The 16,117-nt window shown below is 43.8% G+C and carries 14 protein-coding genes; 5 read left to right on the top strand and 9 right to left on the bottom strand.

Annotated elements, in window-relative coordinates; translation table 11 throughout:
• Window positions 1-45: 45 nt before the first annotated feature.
• The 4 genes from AAEO56_RS06180 to AAEO56_RS06165 form a co-directional block, all read right to left on the bottom strand.
• Entirely contained in the window at window positions 46-345 is a 300-nt protein-coding gene (locus AAEO56_RS06180) for a DUF6520 family protein (RefSeq protein ID WP_341696163.1), read from the bottom strand.
• A 90-nt stretch (window positions 346-435) separates the two neighbouring features.
• The gene (locus AAEO56_RS06175; protein ID WP_341696162.1) at window positions 436-1,926 is read right to left on the bottom strand and encodes a MauE/DoxX family redox-associated membrane protein; all 1,491 of its coding nucleotides are present in this window, start codon (window positions 1,924-1,926) and stop codon (window positions 436-438) included.
• Between the two features lie 167 nt (window positions 1,927-2,093).
• Window positions 2,094-2,339, bottom strand: coding sequence for a hypothetical protein (locus AAEO56_RS06170; protein WP_341696161.1), 246 nt, complete (start codon window positions 2,337-2,339; stop codon window positions 2,094-2,096).
• Window positions 2,340-2,347: 8 nt separating this feature from the next.
• Window positions 2,348-3,112, bottom strand: a complete 765-nt coding sequence (locus AAEO56_RS06165; RefSeq protein WP_341696160.1) for an XRE family transcriptional regulator — start codon at window positions 3,110-3,112, stop codon at window positions 2,348-2,350.
• 87 nt (window positions 3,113-3,199) lie between these two features.
• On the opposite strand from AAEO56_RS06165, the gene dinB reads away from it, so the two are divergent.
• From dinB to AAEO56_RS06145, 4 genes are all read left to right on the top strand, one after another.
• Window positions 3,200-4,354: a DNA polymerase IV gene (dinB, locus tag AAEO56_RS06160; protein ID WP_341696159.1), complete on the top strand. Its 1,155-nt coding sequence runs from the start codon at window positions 3,200-3,202 to the stop codon at window positions 4,352-4,354.
• 2 nt (window positions 4,355-4,356) lie between these two features.
• The gene (locus AAEO56_RS06155) at window positions 4,357-7,434 is read left to right on the top strand and encodes a DNA polymerase III subunit alpha (protein WP_341696158.1); all 3,078 of its coding nucleotides are present in this window, start codon (window positions 4,357-4,359) and stop codon (window positions 7,432-7,434) included.
• A gap of 68 nt (window positions 7,435-7,502) precedes the next feature.
• Complete coding sequence (locus tag AAEO56_RS06150) at window positions 7,503-8,114, top strand: alpha-ketoglutarate-dependent dioxygenase AlkB family protein (protein WP_341696157.1); 612 nt, start codon at window positions 7,503-7,505, stop codon at window positions 8,112-8,114.
• A 656-nt stretch (window positions 8,115-8,770) separates the two neighbouring features.
• Entirely contained in the window at window positions 8,771-10,558 is a 1,788-nt protein-coding gene (locus AAEO56_RS06145; protein WP_341696156.1) for a hypothetical protein, read from the top strand.
• 108 nt (window positions 10,559-10,666) lie between these two features.
• On the opposite strand, the gene AAEO56_RS06140 is transcribed toward AAEO56_RS06145, so the two are convergent.
• The 5 genes from AAEO56_RS06140 to AAEO56_RS06120 all read right to left on the bottom strand — a co-directional run bounded on the left by AAEO56_RS06140 (window position 10,667) and on the right by AAEO56_RS06120 (window position 14,895).
• The gene (locus AAEO56_RS06140) at window positions 10,667-12,214 is read right to left on the bottom strand and encodes an IS1182 family transposase (protein WP_341696155.1); all 1,548 of its coding nucleotides are present in this window, start codon (window positions 12,212-12,214) and stop codon (window positions 10,667-10,669) included.
• On the bottom strand, window positions 12,192-13,508 hold the full coding sequence (locus AAEO56_RS06135) for a pyridoxal phosphate-dependent decarboxylase family protein (RefSeq protein WP_341696154.1): 1,317 nt from the start codon (window positions 13,506-13,508) through the stop codon (window positions 12,192-12,194). Before AAEO56_RS06135 ends, AAEO56_RS06140 begins: the two co-directional genes overlap by 23 nt.
• Before the next feature lie 144 nt (window positions 13,509-13,652).
• Window positions 13,653-14,039 carry a hypothetical protein gene (locus AAEO56_RS06130; RefSeq protein WP_341696153.1) on the bottom strand — a complete coding sequence of 129 codons (387 nt, stop codon included), beginning with the start codon at window positions 14,037-14,039 and terminating at the stop codon, window positions 13,653-13,655.
• Window positions 14,036-14,299, bottom strand: a complete 264-nt coding sequence (locus AAEO56_RS06125; RefSeq protein WP_341696152.1) for a heavy-metal-associated domain-containing protein — start codon at window positions 14,297-14,299, stop codon at window positions 14,036-14,038. Before AAEO56_RS06125 ends, AAEO56_RS06130 begins: the two co-directional genes overlap by 4 nt.
• A gap of 59 nt (window positions 14,300-14,358) precedes the next feature.
• Window positions 14,359-14,895, bottom strand: a complete 537-nt coding sequence (locus AAEO56_RS06120) for an azurin (RefSeq protein ID WP_341696151.1) — start codon at window positions 14,893-14,895, stop codon at window positions 14,359-14,361.
• A 67-nt stretch (window positions 14,896-14,962) separates the two neighbouring features.
• On the opposite strand from AAEO56_RS06120, the gene AAEO56_RS06115 reads away from it, so the two are divergent.
• Entirely contained in the window at window positions 14,963-15,088 is a 126-nt protein-coding gene (locus AAEO56_RS06115) for a hypothetical protein (RefSeq protein WP_341696150.1), read from the top strand.
• Window positions 15,089-16,117: the final 1,029 nt, after the last annotated feature.

Below are 16,117 nucleotides of genomic sequence, written 5' to 3'. Positions count from 1 at the left end.
GCACAATGCAGTTCCATTGGAACTGCATTGTCTTTTAAGGTTGCTTTAGTTGATCCTGTAAAGTACCCTTGAGCATTTGCCCGTAGCAGTGTGCTTTTCAAAAGCAGGCACCAGTGTACCCGGTGCTGTTGGGCTGGCTGCCTCACACATATTTGGTGTTGAGGAAAGGCTACAGTTCAGGTTGGTACGCTGTACACAAGTGTTCTCGTCGGGATTCTGAACCCATCCGTTAATTAGGACTGTGTCATCTGTTTTTGCTGTCTCAGCAACTTTTGTGCTTACAGCGCCTGCGCTTGCCAGTACGAATGCTACTACCGGCAATGCCATTTTAAAAAGTGGTTTCATAATTTTTAAATTTAAATGCGATCTACTCTTTTCAAGGTTTTCGATCTTCCCCTTTTTACCGGCCGGTAAAATCGTGATGGCGAATGCCAGTTATATTTTTGATAAGGTATAGCGGTGCAGATGATAGCCGAGCAGCACATAGAGATGGCGGCCATACGCTGTCATATGGGTCATCTTCAGTTTCCCCGCATCGTAGATATAAATGCTGGTCCGGTATCGCTGGGAACGTGTGTCGTAGATATCAACGATGCTTGCCTGGTCCCACATCACTTTGTCTTCAAAGCGGCCAATGACACCCGAGCGTACATAGAGTAGGCCATTGCTAAATGTGGAACTTTTGTTCACCGTATAGGGCGGTGCGGACATTTTGTACTTTTTTTGGTCTTCCAGATAAGCGACCTTTATCCGCGCTTTTGAGGTAGTATCGATCGTATTACCAAGATTTATAAGTGAAAGCGCTTCATCCATTACCAAGTATTGGTTCCTGTAACTGTAAAGGTAAAGCAGCCGCTTAGTTTCGCTGTCCCAGTGAAGCTGGCCGTCACAGTCAAAAAAGCCATCGACCTGCCGGGTCAGAAGCCCCTCCTTAAATTCCGGAACATTTGCTCCTATCAAGCTGAAATTGCCCAATATAAACTCTGTCTTTTCATTCTCAGACCTGAAGGCTACATTAGCAGAATCCATCACTACCGACTGGGAAAAGTAAGGTGTTGGTGCCGTTACAGTAAGGGCCTTCCAGTTGGAAATATGTCCTTTGAAGAAGACCGGGACAGTACCATCATAAAGGTAAAAGTAGGGGGGCGCAACCTGAACACGTACATTGGTAAAGGGCAGATCATAATCAGGCAGTGCTATCTTATGACGTATCCTTTGTTGCAGTGAAGTATCAATCTCTGTAATGTATAAAGGGGCCTTACTGTTGGCCAAATAGATGCTGCCACCGGATTGGCCTGCAAAATAGTAGTTGTTATTAGGGAGTTGTGTTTGGGCAGTCTTAACGGCATAGCCGTGGAAGCGGCGGATAAAAGGGTTGTCTTCGGTCATCCGGTGTTCCGACACTAAGAATAAGACAGTTACCAATACGGAACTTATGATAACTGATGATGCAATTCCGAAATTGGAGACAGCACGCCTAACAAATGTCCTTGCTTTATGCGTTTCAGGCCTGCGAAGCATCAGTAAGGCTGCAATCCCTAACAGGCAAAAAGCGACATTGAATATAAGGTGCTCCTTCCACCCCAGCTTTTCCAGTATACCCCCACAGGAACAGGGCACAAAGGGACTGAAGTTTAAGATGATTATAATATAAGCAGTAAACATTATCATCAGGCTAAAAGCCATATACATAGCCAGCAGCCGGTATCGGGGAAAGACCAGCAGTGCCGCAATGATAAGTTCTGATATCGGGATTATAAACGCAATCCAGCCTGCAAAGGCGCTCAGTAAGGGAGATTGCCCCAACTGGACCTGGAAATTCTCAAAATCGAGAAGCTTGCTGACTGCTGCATATACAAAGAGTATAATATAAAGCAGGCAGATAATTTCAAGGGCAATTTTCTTTGGTAAAGGTGTTGGTTCCATGTCCTGCAAAATTTCATGCTAAGCATCCGGTTTATCAGGTGGCATTAGCAGGCTTATATACAGGCAAGTTACATTTTAGCTACAGATAAAGATGTAGCCAAAACAAGCCAAAATCACTCAAAAACAGTCATTTATAAATTAACGCTGCTGTGGCATTATATCAGGAATTATAGGATTGTCACGACATCAGTCAATGCTTCCTCGGCTATAAATGAAGAAATAAAAGTAATGGCATCATGCTTTTTTTCAGAAGGAGCGGTAAAATAATGGATATAAAAATCGGCTCCATCATCATCGAAATGGATGATATCGGTGAACGATTGCGAAATGAGGCTGCCGTTAAGCTTGCGTATTTTTCGTTCGGTCGCGGCATCAATATCTTTTGGTATCCTAAAGCGTATGGTGGTAGTCATGATTCTGATTATTGTAAGTGCTTCAAAGCTTTTATTTCATTTCTAAGGCTGTTGAACATATCACGTATGCTTTGCGGTTCCAGGCTGTCCGGCTCAAATTCGTTAGTGGCAATGCTGCAGGCATACTCCCATATCTCCAGGACTTCAGATGCCTTGACCGGATAGGGCTCATAAAATGAATTATCAGAACTCAGCATAAGGCTGTTCCTGCCGTTCTTATTCAGTCGTTTGTATACGATGCCTTCGTTTTTGGTCAGCAGGATGTAGGTCCTGCCATCGCGTACTTCCCCCAGGCTTTCCACGTACTTGCCGATAATGAAGGAGCCATCGTTGTGGGGCGGCATGGAATCCCCTGAAACGGGAAAGGCCCTGAACTTTCCGTTTTTAAGGAAAGGCAATGAAATTTGCTGCAGCCCTTCAATAAATTCCGGGTCACTGTACCCATTCAGGTATCCCGCCCTGGCTTTATGGGGTATAATCTCAATCGTGTTTTCCCCGCCCGTGTCAATGGTAATCGGCAACAATATGCGGTTGTCCTCAAGTTTCAGCAGGCCATCCATATCGATCTTCCGCAGGTCGACATTCAGCAGCAGGTCGATGCTTACATGGTAATACTTGGAAATACGTTTCAGTATATCATAGGGAGCCTCAGAAGTTCCGGACTCGTACTTTACATAGCGTGCACGCGCAATTAGAAGCGCTGTGGCTAACTTTTCCTGCGAGATGTTCTTTTGAACCCTCAGGAGCCTGATGTTGTCGGAAAATAAAGACATAAGCGAATTGTTGCTATTTGGAACAGCAAATATATGTTTTTTTGTTCTAATCTGGTCTAATTTTGTTCGGTACTAAATGCTATGATTATGGAACGCTCGGTAGTACATATGGATCTTGATACTTTTTTTGTTTCCTGTGTAAGGCTTCAAAACAGTGCCTTAGAAGGTATTCCGCTGATAGTAGGTGGCGGTGACCGGGGCGTGGTGGCTTCCTGTTCTTATGAAGCGAGACAGTTTGGCGTGCATTCCGCAATGCCGATAAAATTGGCGCTGAGGTTGTGCCCTGAAGCGAAAATCGTAAAGGGTGATATGGAACTATTTTCCCGCTATTCCAATACCGTTTCACAAATTATAGAAGAACGGGCGCCAGTAATGGAAAAAGCCTCCATCGATGAATTTTACCTCGACATCACCGGTATGGATAAATTTCATGGCTCTTACAAATGGACCCATGAGCTTTCCGCTACCGTGACCCGTGAAACAGGCTTGCCGATCAGCTTTGCGCTCTCGGTAAATAAAACGGTTTCCAAAATCGCGACAGGGGAAGGCAAACCCAAAGGTAACCTGCAAATACCGCAGACCATGGTACAGCAGTTTTTAAATCCCTTATCGATCCGTAAAATACCGATGGTCGGTGATGCTACTTTTAAGTTGCTGTCCCGTATCGCCATCCGCAACATACAGACCCTTGCCGAGATGCCCATAAATGTGCTGCAGGAGATGATTGGCAAGAACGGCATTGAATTGTGGAAGAAAGCCAACGGTATCGACAATAGCCCGGTGGAGCCATATCGGGAACGTAAATCCTTATCTACTGAAGATACCTTCCACCAGGACACTACAGACATGGTATTCCTGCGGTCCGTATTGTGCACCATGGTGGAAAAATTAGCCTACCAGCTCCGTAGTGAGGGATGGCTTACCTCAAACGTGACCGTAAAGCTCCGCTATTCCAATTTCGATACCGAGACAAGGCAGGTAACTTTAGCATATACGGCATCGGACCATACGCTAACCAAAGCTGTACTGGAAGCCTTCGGAAAACTTTACCAGCGCCGTATGAGCCTGCGCCTTGTAGGAGTACGCTTCAGCAAACTGGTTCGGGGCTCGTACCAAATTAACCTGTTCGAGGACACCCAGGAAATGATGTCTCTATACCAAGCGATGGACAAGATAAAAAACCGTTTTGGTGCTAATGCCGTGATGCGCGGCAGTGGTATCGGTCGATCAAGAATGATATAAATATGTACCTTAATTGCCATTCTTTTCACAGCCTGCGCTACGGTACCATACCGGTCAGCGATTTGGTGGCCCAGGGAAAAAGCCTTGGCATTACAGCTATGGCTTTAACGGACATCAATACGGTTACCGGCATTTACGAATTTTATAAAGCCTGTAAGGATGCGGATATAAAACCCCTCGTAGGTATGGAATTCCGTGAGCAGGGTAAACTGCTTTATATCGCCCTTGCAAAAAGCCGTACCGGGATTGGGGAGATTAACCGCCATCGCACAAAATACAACCTGGAAGGTTTGTCCGTACCTACAATCGCACCCGGTTTTAAAGAGGTATTCGTAATTTACCCTGTTGAAAATGTACTGGATACGTTGCGGGAGTTTGAATTTATCGGTATCCGCCCTGAAAACCTGTCGCTCCTGATCCGTCCCGAGTGGAAAAGCAGGCTTTCTAAAATGGTGGTGCTCCAGCCGGTAACCTTTCGCAGCAAAACCGAGTATAATCTGCACCGGATATTGCGGGCTATCGACCTCAACACGCTGGGAAGCAAGCTAACCCCTTCTGATTATTGCGGTGTGGATGAGCAGATGGCGCCCCCGGAAGAGATCATGGTATGTTACAGCCAGTATCCGCAAATAATAGAAAACACCTTCGCCCTTATCAATAACTGCCATTTTGAGTACCAATTCGGCGTCCCCCGGAATAAAAAGCACTACACGGCCAACCGAGACACGGATCTGGAACTATTAACAAGCCTGGCGTATCAGGGAATGGAAAAACGTTATGGACTTGGTAATGTCGGGGCGCGGGACAGGGTACAAAAGGAACTCGCAGTGATTCATCAACTGGAATTCAGTGGTTATTTCCTGATTACCTGGGATATTATCCGCTACAGCAATTCCATGGGCTTCCTGCATATCGGCCGCGGCAGCGGTGCCAACAGTATTATAGCGTACTGCCTGGGCATTACTGATATCTGCCCCCTGGAGCTGGACCTGTATTTTGAGCGTTTTTTGAACCTTAACCGCAAAAGCCCGCCGGATTTTGATATTGACTGGTCGTGGAAAGAGCGCGATGTGATACTGGATTATATCTTCAGGCGCTACGGTGCCGAACATGTAGCGTTTTGCGGCACGAATGTCGAGTTCAAATACAAATCCATTTTCAGGGAAGTGGGCAAAGTTTTCGGCCTGCCGAAAGAGGAACTGGATGCCCTGTCGGGTACCGCTATGGACCAGCACGATAAAAGTGAGGTCGTCAAACTGGTACACCGGTACGGGATGATGCTGGAGAAATACCCCAACCAGCGCTCCATGCACTCCTGTGGCATCCTGATTTCCGAAGACCCGATCACGGATTTTACGGCGTTGGAAATGCCGCCCAAAGGCTTCCCGATCGTACAGTTCGATATGCATGTAGCGGAAGAAATAGGCTTTGATAAGTTCGATATCCTCTCCCAAAGGGGTATTGGGCATATTGATGATACGGTGAAGCTCATCAAAAATAACCGCGGCATTACAGTGAATATCCGAGACACTTCCATTTCGAAAGATGAGGCCACCTGCAATGAATACCTGGGCAGGGGAAAAACGATTGGGTGCTTCTATATCGAAAGTCCAGCCATGCGCGGGCTGCTAAGGAGGCTGAAATGCAACAATTACAAAGTATTGGTAGCCGCTTCGTCGATTATCCGCCCCGGCGTTGCCCAAAGCGGGATGATGAAGGAGTATATTTTTCGCCACAACTATCCTGATAAATTTGAATACTTCCATCCGGTTTTCGAGGAGCAGCTTGGTGAAACCTATGGCATTATGGTGTACCAGGAAGATGTGATCAAGATCGCCCTGCATTACGGAGGACTTGCGGCGGCAGACGGGGATATTTTACGGAGGGCCATGAGCGGCAAAGGACGTTCCAAAGCGGCATTGCAGAAAGTAAAGGATAACTTCTTTGCTTCCTGTGCAGCCAAAGGGCATCCCGAGCAGTTAAGTGCCGAGATTTACCGGCAGATAGAGTCGTTTGCCGGCTATTCATTCTGTAAGGCACACTCGGCATCCTATGCCGTGGAAAGCTACCAGAGCCTGTACCTGAAAGTACATTATCCTGTTGAGTTCATGGTCGCTGTCATCAACAACCAGGGCGGCTTTTACCGTACCGAAGTGTATGTACATGAGGCGCGGATGTCGGGTGCCGCGATCCATAATCCCTGTGTAAATAAGAGCGAGGTGGAGACCACCTTGTATGGCAAGGATATTTATTTGGGCTTTATGCACCTTCAGGGCTTGCACGGGGAGATTGCAAAGTGCATCGTGGAAGAGCGGCTGGCTAACGGAGAATACGATTCGTTGGAAGACTTCATCAAGCGTGTGCCTATTGGGATTGAGGGGCTACAGCTTTTGATCTATATCGGCGCATTCAGCTCAACAGGTAAAAATAAAAATGAGCTTTTAGTCTCAGCCCGCCGTATCATGATGAACTTTAAGCCGGAACACCGCCAGCCGCAGCTGCTTCCTGAGCCTGTACGGGAATATAAACTACCTGAATTAAAGCGTTCGCCGTTCGAGGATGCTTTCGATGAGATTGAGTTGTTAGGCTTTCCGGTATCGGTAACGCCTTTCAATCTTTTGAAAACCGGTTACCGGGGTAATGTGATGGCATGCGATTTGGTACATCACCATAAGAAGCAGGTAAAAATGCTGGCGTACCTTGTATCGCGCAAGCATGTGCCCACGAAAATGGGGGCCATGTATTTCGGGACCTGGATCGATGCTAATGGGGAGTTTTTCGATACAGCACATTTTACAGGTAGCCTGAAAGAATATCCTTTTAAAGGGGGCGGGTGTTATTTGCTTTTGGGTACTGTTGAGGTTGATTATCATTTCCCAACGATTACTATATCTAAAATGGAAAAAATGCCCTTTATCGCCGACCCTCGGTATAGGGAGACTGATGTAGAAAGTTCACTTACCGAGCAGAGGCTGCGTGAGGATGTTTCGATGACGCACCGCGCCCCATACCCGCAGGAACAAGAGATTAACCTGCCAAGGCATAAAATGAATACGACACAGGAAAAGAAAGCAGTATGAAAAAGACAGCGAAATAGTAGATATAAACTTCAAGCCTGAACCGACTACAACAATTGAAAATTACAGCTATGACACTCTTTAACGATACCGACCTTTTTGTAGCGGGTACCAGCCCGAAGAAATATTTTGAACTGCCGGACTTAGAACTGATGCAGTATGATGGGTTTATTCCAAAAGAAGACGCTGACAATTACTACACAAAGTTACTTCATGACACACCATGGCACGGGTACCAAATGCCCATGTACGATAAGGTGGTGACGGTACCGCGTATGATTGCATGGTATGGGGAACAGGAGGAAGCCAGTGAAGATACCCAGCCCTGGACACCGGAGCTTCTGGAGCTTCGGCAAAAAGTGGAACAGGAAACCGGGCTCACATTCAACGCGGTACTTTTAAATTTATATCGCGATGGGAATGACAGCGTAGCCTGGCATTCGGATAAAGAACATAAGATCGGTAGCAATCCCAATATAGCGTCCTTGACCTTTGGACAGACCCGCCCTTTCCGCTTTCGCCATAAGACCAACAAAGATATCGGGCAGATTGAAATTCCGCTGCATCATGGCACACTGCTTTTGATGTCTGGCAGTACGAATACGTTTTGGGAACACCATATACCAAAGTCAGCGAAGGAGATGCTGCCAAGAATAAATCTAACTTTTAGACAAGTGAAATAAAGTGCCTCTTTTTTCAAGAGTTAGGTGAGTAAATTTCATTATCGAACACTTACTGTGATGAAGATATTCAGTCATAATTCATTGGAATGAAAGAGAAAGTGTTGTTGGTGTATGAAACAAAGGGGGATAATTTTACGGTGTGTTAAGAAATTCCCAGGTGAATTGTTATCATACCCCAAATCCGAGAAGAATAAAATTTAAAGATATATGGCAAATCCATGGCAAGAACTCCCTGGCAGTAACGGATAATGGAAAACCTTTTGTACGCAATATATGCATGGCCTTTTGACCTTCGTCTCAAACGGAGATTGCCAAAGGCGCAATTATTTTCAATGACAATTTAATATATCATATCTATGTTGCAATTTCATAAACAGGCCTGCTGTGTCACCTATGGCACATATTGAAGTTACATAATTAAACATAAGAGATGTCTGCTTCTTATTAGCAGTAAGTGCCTTATAGGCTTAATTTTATGACCAGCATCATATTCAGTTAAAATGAACTATTCTACTTTTATCAAAAATAATTCAGGTTATTATGATGAATGATTGCGAGATATGTGAGGTCCGGATAGAAAGTTTCCTCAAAAGCCTTGGGCCTGAAGAGCTCAAGATCCTCAACAGTAGCAAAACCGTTTACAATTTTAGATACACATGAAACAGATACACACTTTTCACATCCCCGTAATGGGTCTGTCTTATACTATTGATACACCGATAAGGGTGGCTCATTATGGTATTGATTCGGTAGTTTCTATCGTCGATGACGAACTTGCTGAACGGATGCGCGCCTTTTTTTGTTCCAGTTTTAACAGGCCATACATAGCTATTACAACAAAGATGTATGACTTCAGGGCTAACCGTATTACAGCCTACCTTAACCTGCTTGACGAATTGGTAAAACAAAAGTTTACCGAGTTTTACAATGAGATTGCGTGCAATCGGCAAAAGTTGGATAATTTCTTGTCAATGCTTCCTAAAACTTCAGGAATCGGAAAATCTCTCCGGAACTATTTTGTACAAAACCCAGAATCCTGTCCTAATGGAAGCCATAAAGAATTTCTGCCTGGCTCAATAGATGTAAATATCATGACTAAGGTCGACAAGGCTAACTATGACAACAAAACCTTACTGCCCTTCCAGTACAATGATGCCCATGCGGCTTTGCGTGGTTTCGCAAATAGTACGCTGAACTCCTCATTGGTTTTGTCGGCGGGCATGAATCCCTCGCTGTACAGTTATATCGCCACTTTCAAGGATTTTTTTCCTGATGAGAAGGGGGAGTTCAAAAAGCGGATTGTATTGAAAGTCAGTGATTTTCGTTCGGCTATGGTGCAGGGATGCTTCCTCGCGAAGAAAGGCATTTGGGTTTCGGAATACCGTGTTGAATCGGGCCTAAACTGCGGAGGCCATGCATTTGCGACCGATGGTCTGCTCCTGGGCCCAATCATGGAAGATTTTAAAAATCGAAGGGGAGAACTCGCTGCCACCACATATGAATTACTCGTAAGGGCGCTATGTGAAAAAAACTTCGTGATACCAATGGTGAAACCACGCCTAAGGATCACTGTCCAGGGAGGGGTGGGCACTTCTGAAGAACATGATTTTCTGCTTGATTATTACAATGTGGATTCTGTTGGATGGGGTTCCCCATTTTTGCTTGTTCCGGAAGCTACTGCAACAGATAAGGCTACCCGAAAACTTTTGGCCCAGGCGTGCGAAAGCGATTTGTACAGGAGCGATTTATCCCCTCTGGGTGTTCCCTTTAATACCGTATTGGGAACAACGAATGATTTCTACAAAATGCAGCGCATCAAGGCCCAAAAGCCAGGAAGCTCATGCCCGAAAAAACTTCTGGCCCTCAACAAGGAATTTGGAGAAGAGGGAATTTGTACTGCATCCCGTAAATACCAGCAGATCAAGCTGGACGAAATAGAGTCTGAACAGGAGCTGTTGTTGCCGGAAATAATAAAGGAGCGCAGTAGGGCAATTACTGTAAAAGCATGTTTATGTGTAGGTTTAGCCAACTCGGCCTATGTCGAAAAAGACATTCAGATCAAGGGAGAAAAGCAAGGCGTGGTGGTTTGTCCCGGCCCAAATATGGCTTATTTTGATAAAGAAGTTTCACTTCATCAGATGGTGCGGCATATATATGGCTATACTTCCATATTGGCTGACAGGTATCGACCAAATATGTTTATCAAAGAGCTTGAATTATACCTAAATTACCTGAAAAACGAAGCGGGACGGGAATTGCATGGAGCTGCAAAAGCACAGGCCAAGCGCTGGAGACTATTTAAAGACAACCTATTGGAGGGAGTCAGCTATTATGAAGCGATGTTTAACGGTACGGTACCCTTTGGTTGTGACAAGGATTTTATAATTGGTAAACTAGCTGAATACAAGACTGGAATACAAGGAATTGTCCTGCCAGAAGGGTAGCAGTGCCAAAAGTTAAGAGACCGTCTAAAAAGTAATTTTTAGGCGGTTCTTTTTTACTTAATAGTTTTAGAGATGTTTTCTTTGATTAAAAAGATTAGTGATATTGTTTCAGATTGCCAGTGTAGGGCTTGTACTGAACTTCTTAAGGTTATGTGCAAGAGCTAATAGCCCTGTTTCTACACTTACTTTATCAAGGCCCCTTAGCATAAACCTCCTGAAGTTCATGTTTTGCTTGATGTTGGCAAAGATGGCTTCTATCTCCCAGCACCTTCTTTTACGTTTAGCCACACCTTCTTCTGATAAAAGGAGTTCTTTAGCTTGTTTTTTGAGTCGTAAGAGATTGTAGTTGCGTTCTATAATACGGTTGCCTTTAGCTTTATGGCATTGTCCCCTTAGCGGGCATCCCGCACAGTTCTGTGCCTGGTAGCGTACATAGGTTTGCTCAAAACCTGTTTTGGTGGTGTCCTGTCTTATACCGATGTTTATCATCGGCTGTCCTATCGGGCAATAATAAATATCCTGCTCTTCATTATAAAAAAGGTTGTCAGGCAGGAAGGGATTTTCCGCACGTTTCTTATCATGCTGTTCTTTGTGGAAGTAGTTATATTTTACAAAGCCTGTAATCTCATTTTCTTCAAGGTAAGTGTAATTTTCTTCACTGCCGTAACCTGCGTCTGCTGTAACACTATCGGGCGATTCCCCATAGCTGTTGCTATGCTCATTGAGATGGTCTTTCAATGTGGTAGTGTCTGCTGTAGTCTGGGCAAGGGTATAGTTGGTGATGTACTGGTTGTTGCTGGATGCCTGTAGGTTGTAGCCGGGCTTGAGCTGCCCGTTGCCCATATGGTCTTCTTTCATGCGCATAAAGGTGGCATCAGGGTCGGTCTTGCTATAGCTGTTGCGCCCGCCTAATATCTCTTCCTGCTCTTTATACTTTTGAAGGTTCTTAGGCCAGTTCTTTTTACCGTAGTCTAACTTGCGCTTTATCTCCTTGTCAACTGGTTTATCCTTTAGGGCCTCATTGATCTGGTCGATGGTAGCTGCTATCTTTTCAGGGTCGATGGCAGTAAAGTCGGGCTCATTAAGTTCCTTTTGTTCTTCCCTGTATACCTTTTCTACATAGGCCCATATATCTTTCAGTTGCTTTTGGATGCGCTCACGGCTGGTCTTAGCTGACTTTGCCCATACAAAAGTATAACGGTTGGCATTAGCTTCTATCTTTGTCCCATCTATATACAGGTCTTTGATGCTGAGTACCCCCGCTTCCTGCAAAAGGAGCACTACCTGGGTAAAAATCTGTTTCAATTGGTTCCTTAGACGTTGCCCCCTAAAGTTATTGATGGTGCCATGGTCGGGCTTACTCTGGCCGCTAAGCCACATAAAGTGGATGTTTTCCTGAAGCGCCTGTTCTATCTTGCGCGAGGAATAGACATTGCGCAGGTAGGCATATACAAGAACTTTTAAAAGCATACGCGGGTGGTAGGAAGAACTGCCGCCCCCCTTATATTCTTTCTCTAAGGCAGTGATATCTAACTGGTCGATGATGTAATTGACAACACGAACCGGATGATTGGCTGCTACTAAATCATCATAGCTTGGTGGGAGTAAGCTTAACTGGTTCTGGCTATAGGTCTTAAAGGTAACTTTCTTGCTCATCCCTAAATTTAAGCAATATCCTTAAAATAGAAAAGAGGCTGCCTAACTTTTTAGACAGCCCCTTCCTTTCATCTTTAAGTGTTTGGATAAACAAAGATAAGTGCTCAATTTCAACATGATCCATTACAATAATTTTATACCATTGATTGGTGGGGTCATGTTTCTGCGGGACGAGATCAAATTTCTGAGCGACTGACTCTGAAATACCGTTGGACTTTATCGTTACGATGTTCATGTAAGGATTCCTGAAATAGTGGATGCCCAGCAGTTCCAACTGTTTGCAAAGCCAGGCGGTCCTCATTTGCAGGACGCTGATTTTTTCAAACCAGGCATGCGCGCCATAGGTGAAAAGGATCATCCATACCGCTACTGCATTGGCTCCGGAGCGGCTTCCGCAGAGCGTAAGGTCCATACCCTCGACATACTCAGCCTCCTTAGTCAGCACGTTCTCAATTAATCCTTTCCGACAGATAAAAATCCCGGTTCCGTAGGGAGCCTGCAGCATTTTGTGTGCATCGATGGTTAAAGAACTGACATGGGGGTTTCCAAAATGCAGTTCACTTGCCGGATTACTGAAAGGATAAATGAAGCCGCCATAGGCAGCATCTACATGCATTTTAAAGTGAGCGCCCAGCTTCTGCAGGATGTCGGTATAAACATCAGTATTGTCGACAGAACCGAACATAGTAGTTCCCATATTAGCTATTACAATAAAGTATTTCTTTCCTTTTTCCTGTGCGTCCTTAATGCTATCTTCCAAAGTAATTTCGCTTATAGCGCGTGTTTCAGAATCAACCGGGATCCTGCACCAGTCAATCATCAGGAGATCAGCGCCTTTTGGAATGGAGTAATGAGTATCTTCGGAGGCTATAATAGCAATTTCACTGCAGCAGGCACCGAAATTTTTAATAAAATAGTTCCGGTAGATCCACAATGCCTGGATATTCGCTTCTGTTCCCCCCGGAGCGATATAACCGTCAAAGCCATCAGGCTCGGCCTTAAAGACATCTATCGCAATAACATCAAGCACTTCACGCTCGATGGCCTGCGTGCCTTTAAATGCTTTTTCAGACGTGCCGAAAGTGTGGCAGCCGATATGGTTTGGGTTGGCCACGAAAGCCTGTAGTGTTGGGGAATCCTTTAAGAATGGTGCTTCGTCATGAAACACCCTGCCGTCTAACTTGGAGGCAGGATACCCCAGAGAAGGGTCCTGTGCGAAATTTACATTGTTTCCAAGTGCTTTTTTTATGTGCTCAAGTCTTTCTTCGTGCGAGAATTTTTTCCAATAGTTCATAAAGAATTTAATAGTAATGTAATAATTAAAAATAAAATCGCAGGCATGCTTCAGTAGCTTAGTGGCGATAAGTGTTGGCCTGTACTACTATAAAATGATAGAACACTAGAAAGAGCAAAATATTTTGCTCTTTCTAGTGTTCTATCATTTAAAATAAGTGTGGAAGGTCATAAAATGCTGCTTCAGCCTTTCAGTACTTTCCTTATCATCCACATCATCAACAGATTCCATAAGTGGGATCAGCCATTTATGAAGTTCAGCGTGAGCCTGACCCTCCATGGTACAATTTGAGGTTACCCCCTTTAAATTATCCTTCAGCATGGCCTTCAGCTTACTGATGTCTCCGTCGGGTCCAAAATCATTTACCGCAATTTCCATTGCATTAATGTATTCCAGCATAGCCTTGTCCACAATCCATTTCTCACCGTTATCCAATTCAATGTTGGCTTCTGCAACACCTTTTCTGTCATTTACACAGCCTGACAATGAAAGCGCTACTATAAGATAAGCTGTAGCTAAAACTGTTTTCATGATGCGGTTGCTTTACCTATTGCACAACTCAAATACGATTTAGCTTTAGATACAAATGAATTTTCACCTTTCTGCGGATAGCCAAGGACATGAAGCTTATTCACTATCACATCCCTATGTGCGGTACCAGTAATTTTTATCGTCCCTGTTTCCAGGGTAATTACAACATCTTCCACCTGAGGTATTTTTTTTAGCGCTTTTTTGATTGTGTTTTCACATCCGCCGCATTTAATATTCTCCACAACAAACAATTGTTCCATTTCAGTAATTTTAAGTAAATAAGAAAAATAAGTTGCCCTACAAGCATCAATCAAGTAGCTTATTCTACAATAAGTTTGCCTTTCATGATCGAAGAGTGGCCGGGGAAGGAACAGATATAGTCATAGGTACCTTTTTCAATAGTAAACTCTATAGTGTCGCTCTCACCTCCGCCAAGTAATTTTGTATGGGCAATAACATTCCCTTTTTCTGATTCAGGTATAAATTCATTAGCCTTAGCATCTGCGGCCTGCAAGGAGAACTTACCAATATCAGTTCCCGTTTTGAGGATAACCAGATTATGTCCCATAACCGATTTCTCCATCTTCCCTATATGATTTAAGGTAAGGGTAACAGTTCCGGGAGTTGCTTTTAATTCATTTTTTGTGAATTGCATCTGGTCAGTGCAATCGATCGCAAGTTTATTATCCACAGCGGCTTCCGTAGCGACTGTTTCACCTATTTGAGGTTCAGCATTATCCCCCTCATACGTTATCTCCTCATGATTGTGCTCAGCCTCTTTTTTGTCGTCTCCGCATGAATTTAATGCCAGGATCGTGCACACAGACAAAACTGTAAGTCTAAATAATTTTTTCATTTTTTAATACATTTTAGGTTATTACTTCATTATTATACAAAAGTAAATCACCTATTTGCACAGGAATATGACCGTAATCATAGTCGCACAGAAATATCAGCCATTCAGTCCTTTTGACTGGAAGGATGAGGTTATTATTAAAGATAAACCTATCGGTAATAATGTGCTGGAAATGAAAAGCAGTTCAAAGTAATGAGGGAGCTTCACGTACTCAAAAAAAATAGTAAATCCCTGTAGAAAAAGCAGTATTTCTGAAGATATGAAACCCAAATAAAAAATTAATACTCCTATAGTGAAGAATATATTTTTGAATTTTATAAAATAGAAAAGCGCCCCCGTTATTATCCCTAACATCGCAAGATGTATAAAGCCTAACGTAAAATTACGCACTGTATGCGATGCAACTGCGATCTGTGGCAATACAGTTACAGTCTGTATGCTTATTTTTAAAAAAAACGAAAATAATGGCAAAAGCAGTAGTAAGCGCGTTATTGGCGGAAGGGTATTGCCCGCTTTTCTAAAAGGCCAAACCAATTTTATAAAAAGGGCCAAAGCAAGTAACTGGAAAATGATTCCTAAAGCATTAAAATATGGTAGTGCTGCATTGTCATAATACCAACTAAGGGGCAAAGCGAAAGTCAGTACTGTTGAAATTATGAGCAGTATAAAAAAAGGCAAAAATTTTCTGTAGCCAATGATAATACTTTTTTGCTCGAAATGCTTGAAAAGAAGTGCAAGTACAGCAAAAATCAGCCATCCGTTAAACTGGAAGTGCAGGAAGAATTGCAATGATGAATAATATAAGGGGGAACTTTTTCCTCCGGTTGCACCTGTGGTGCCCAAACACCATGCTCCTAAAGTAGAGAGGGACATGAACAGCAACGAAGCCTTTAACATGTAGTAAGATGGTACTGGTTGCTTTTTTAAATCCCGGCTTACCCTGAAAAAAAAGTAATAGCTGCAAAAAATATGCGAGGTAGAAAAAGCTATTGAAAACAGGGCGTAGCCCTGAAATGGAAAACTTATCATCATCCCTGCCACTGTAGCCTGTGTGAGCCAAAAAAGCGCGTTGTATTTTTTTACCTTTTCTGCGGGAATAAAATATTTAACTATCAGTGAAAAAATCATCATGTAAGCCCAGCCAAGCATGGCAGTATGTGAATGGGCGTGCACCAGGTACTGATAATTTATATTTACCGGGTATATGTATGCAAATCGCAAT

This window comes from Flavobacterium arundinis, from assembly GCF_038289855.1.
Lineage (GTDB): Bacteria > Bacteroidota > Bacteroidia > Flavobacteriales > Flavobacteriaceae > Flavobacterium > Flavobacterium arundinis.
This window is presented reverse-complemented; position numbering and strand designations above follow the sequence as displayed.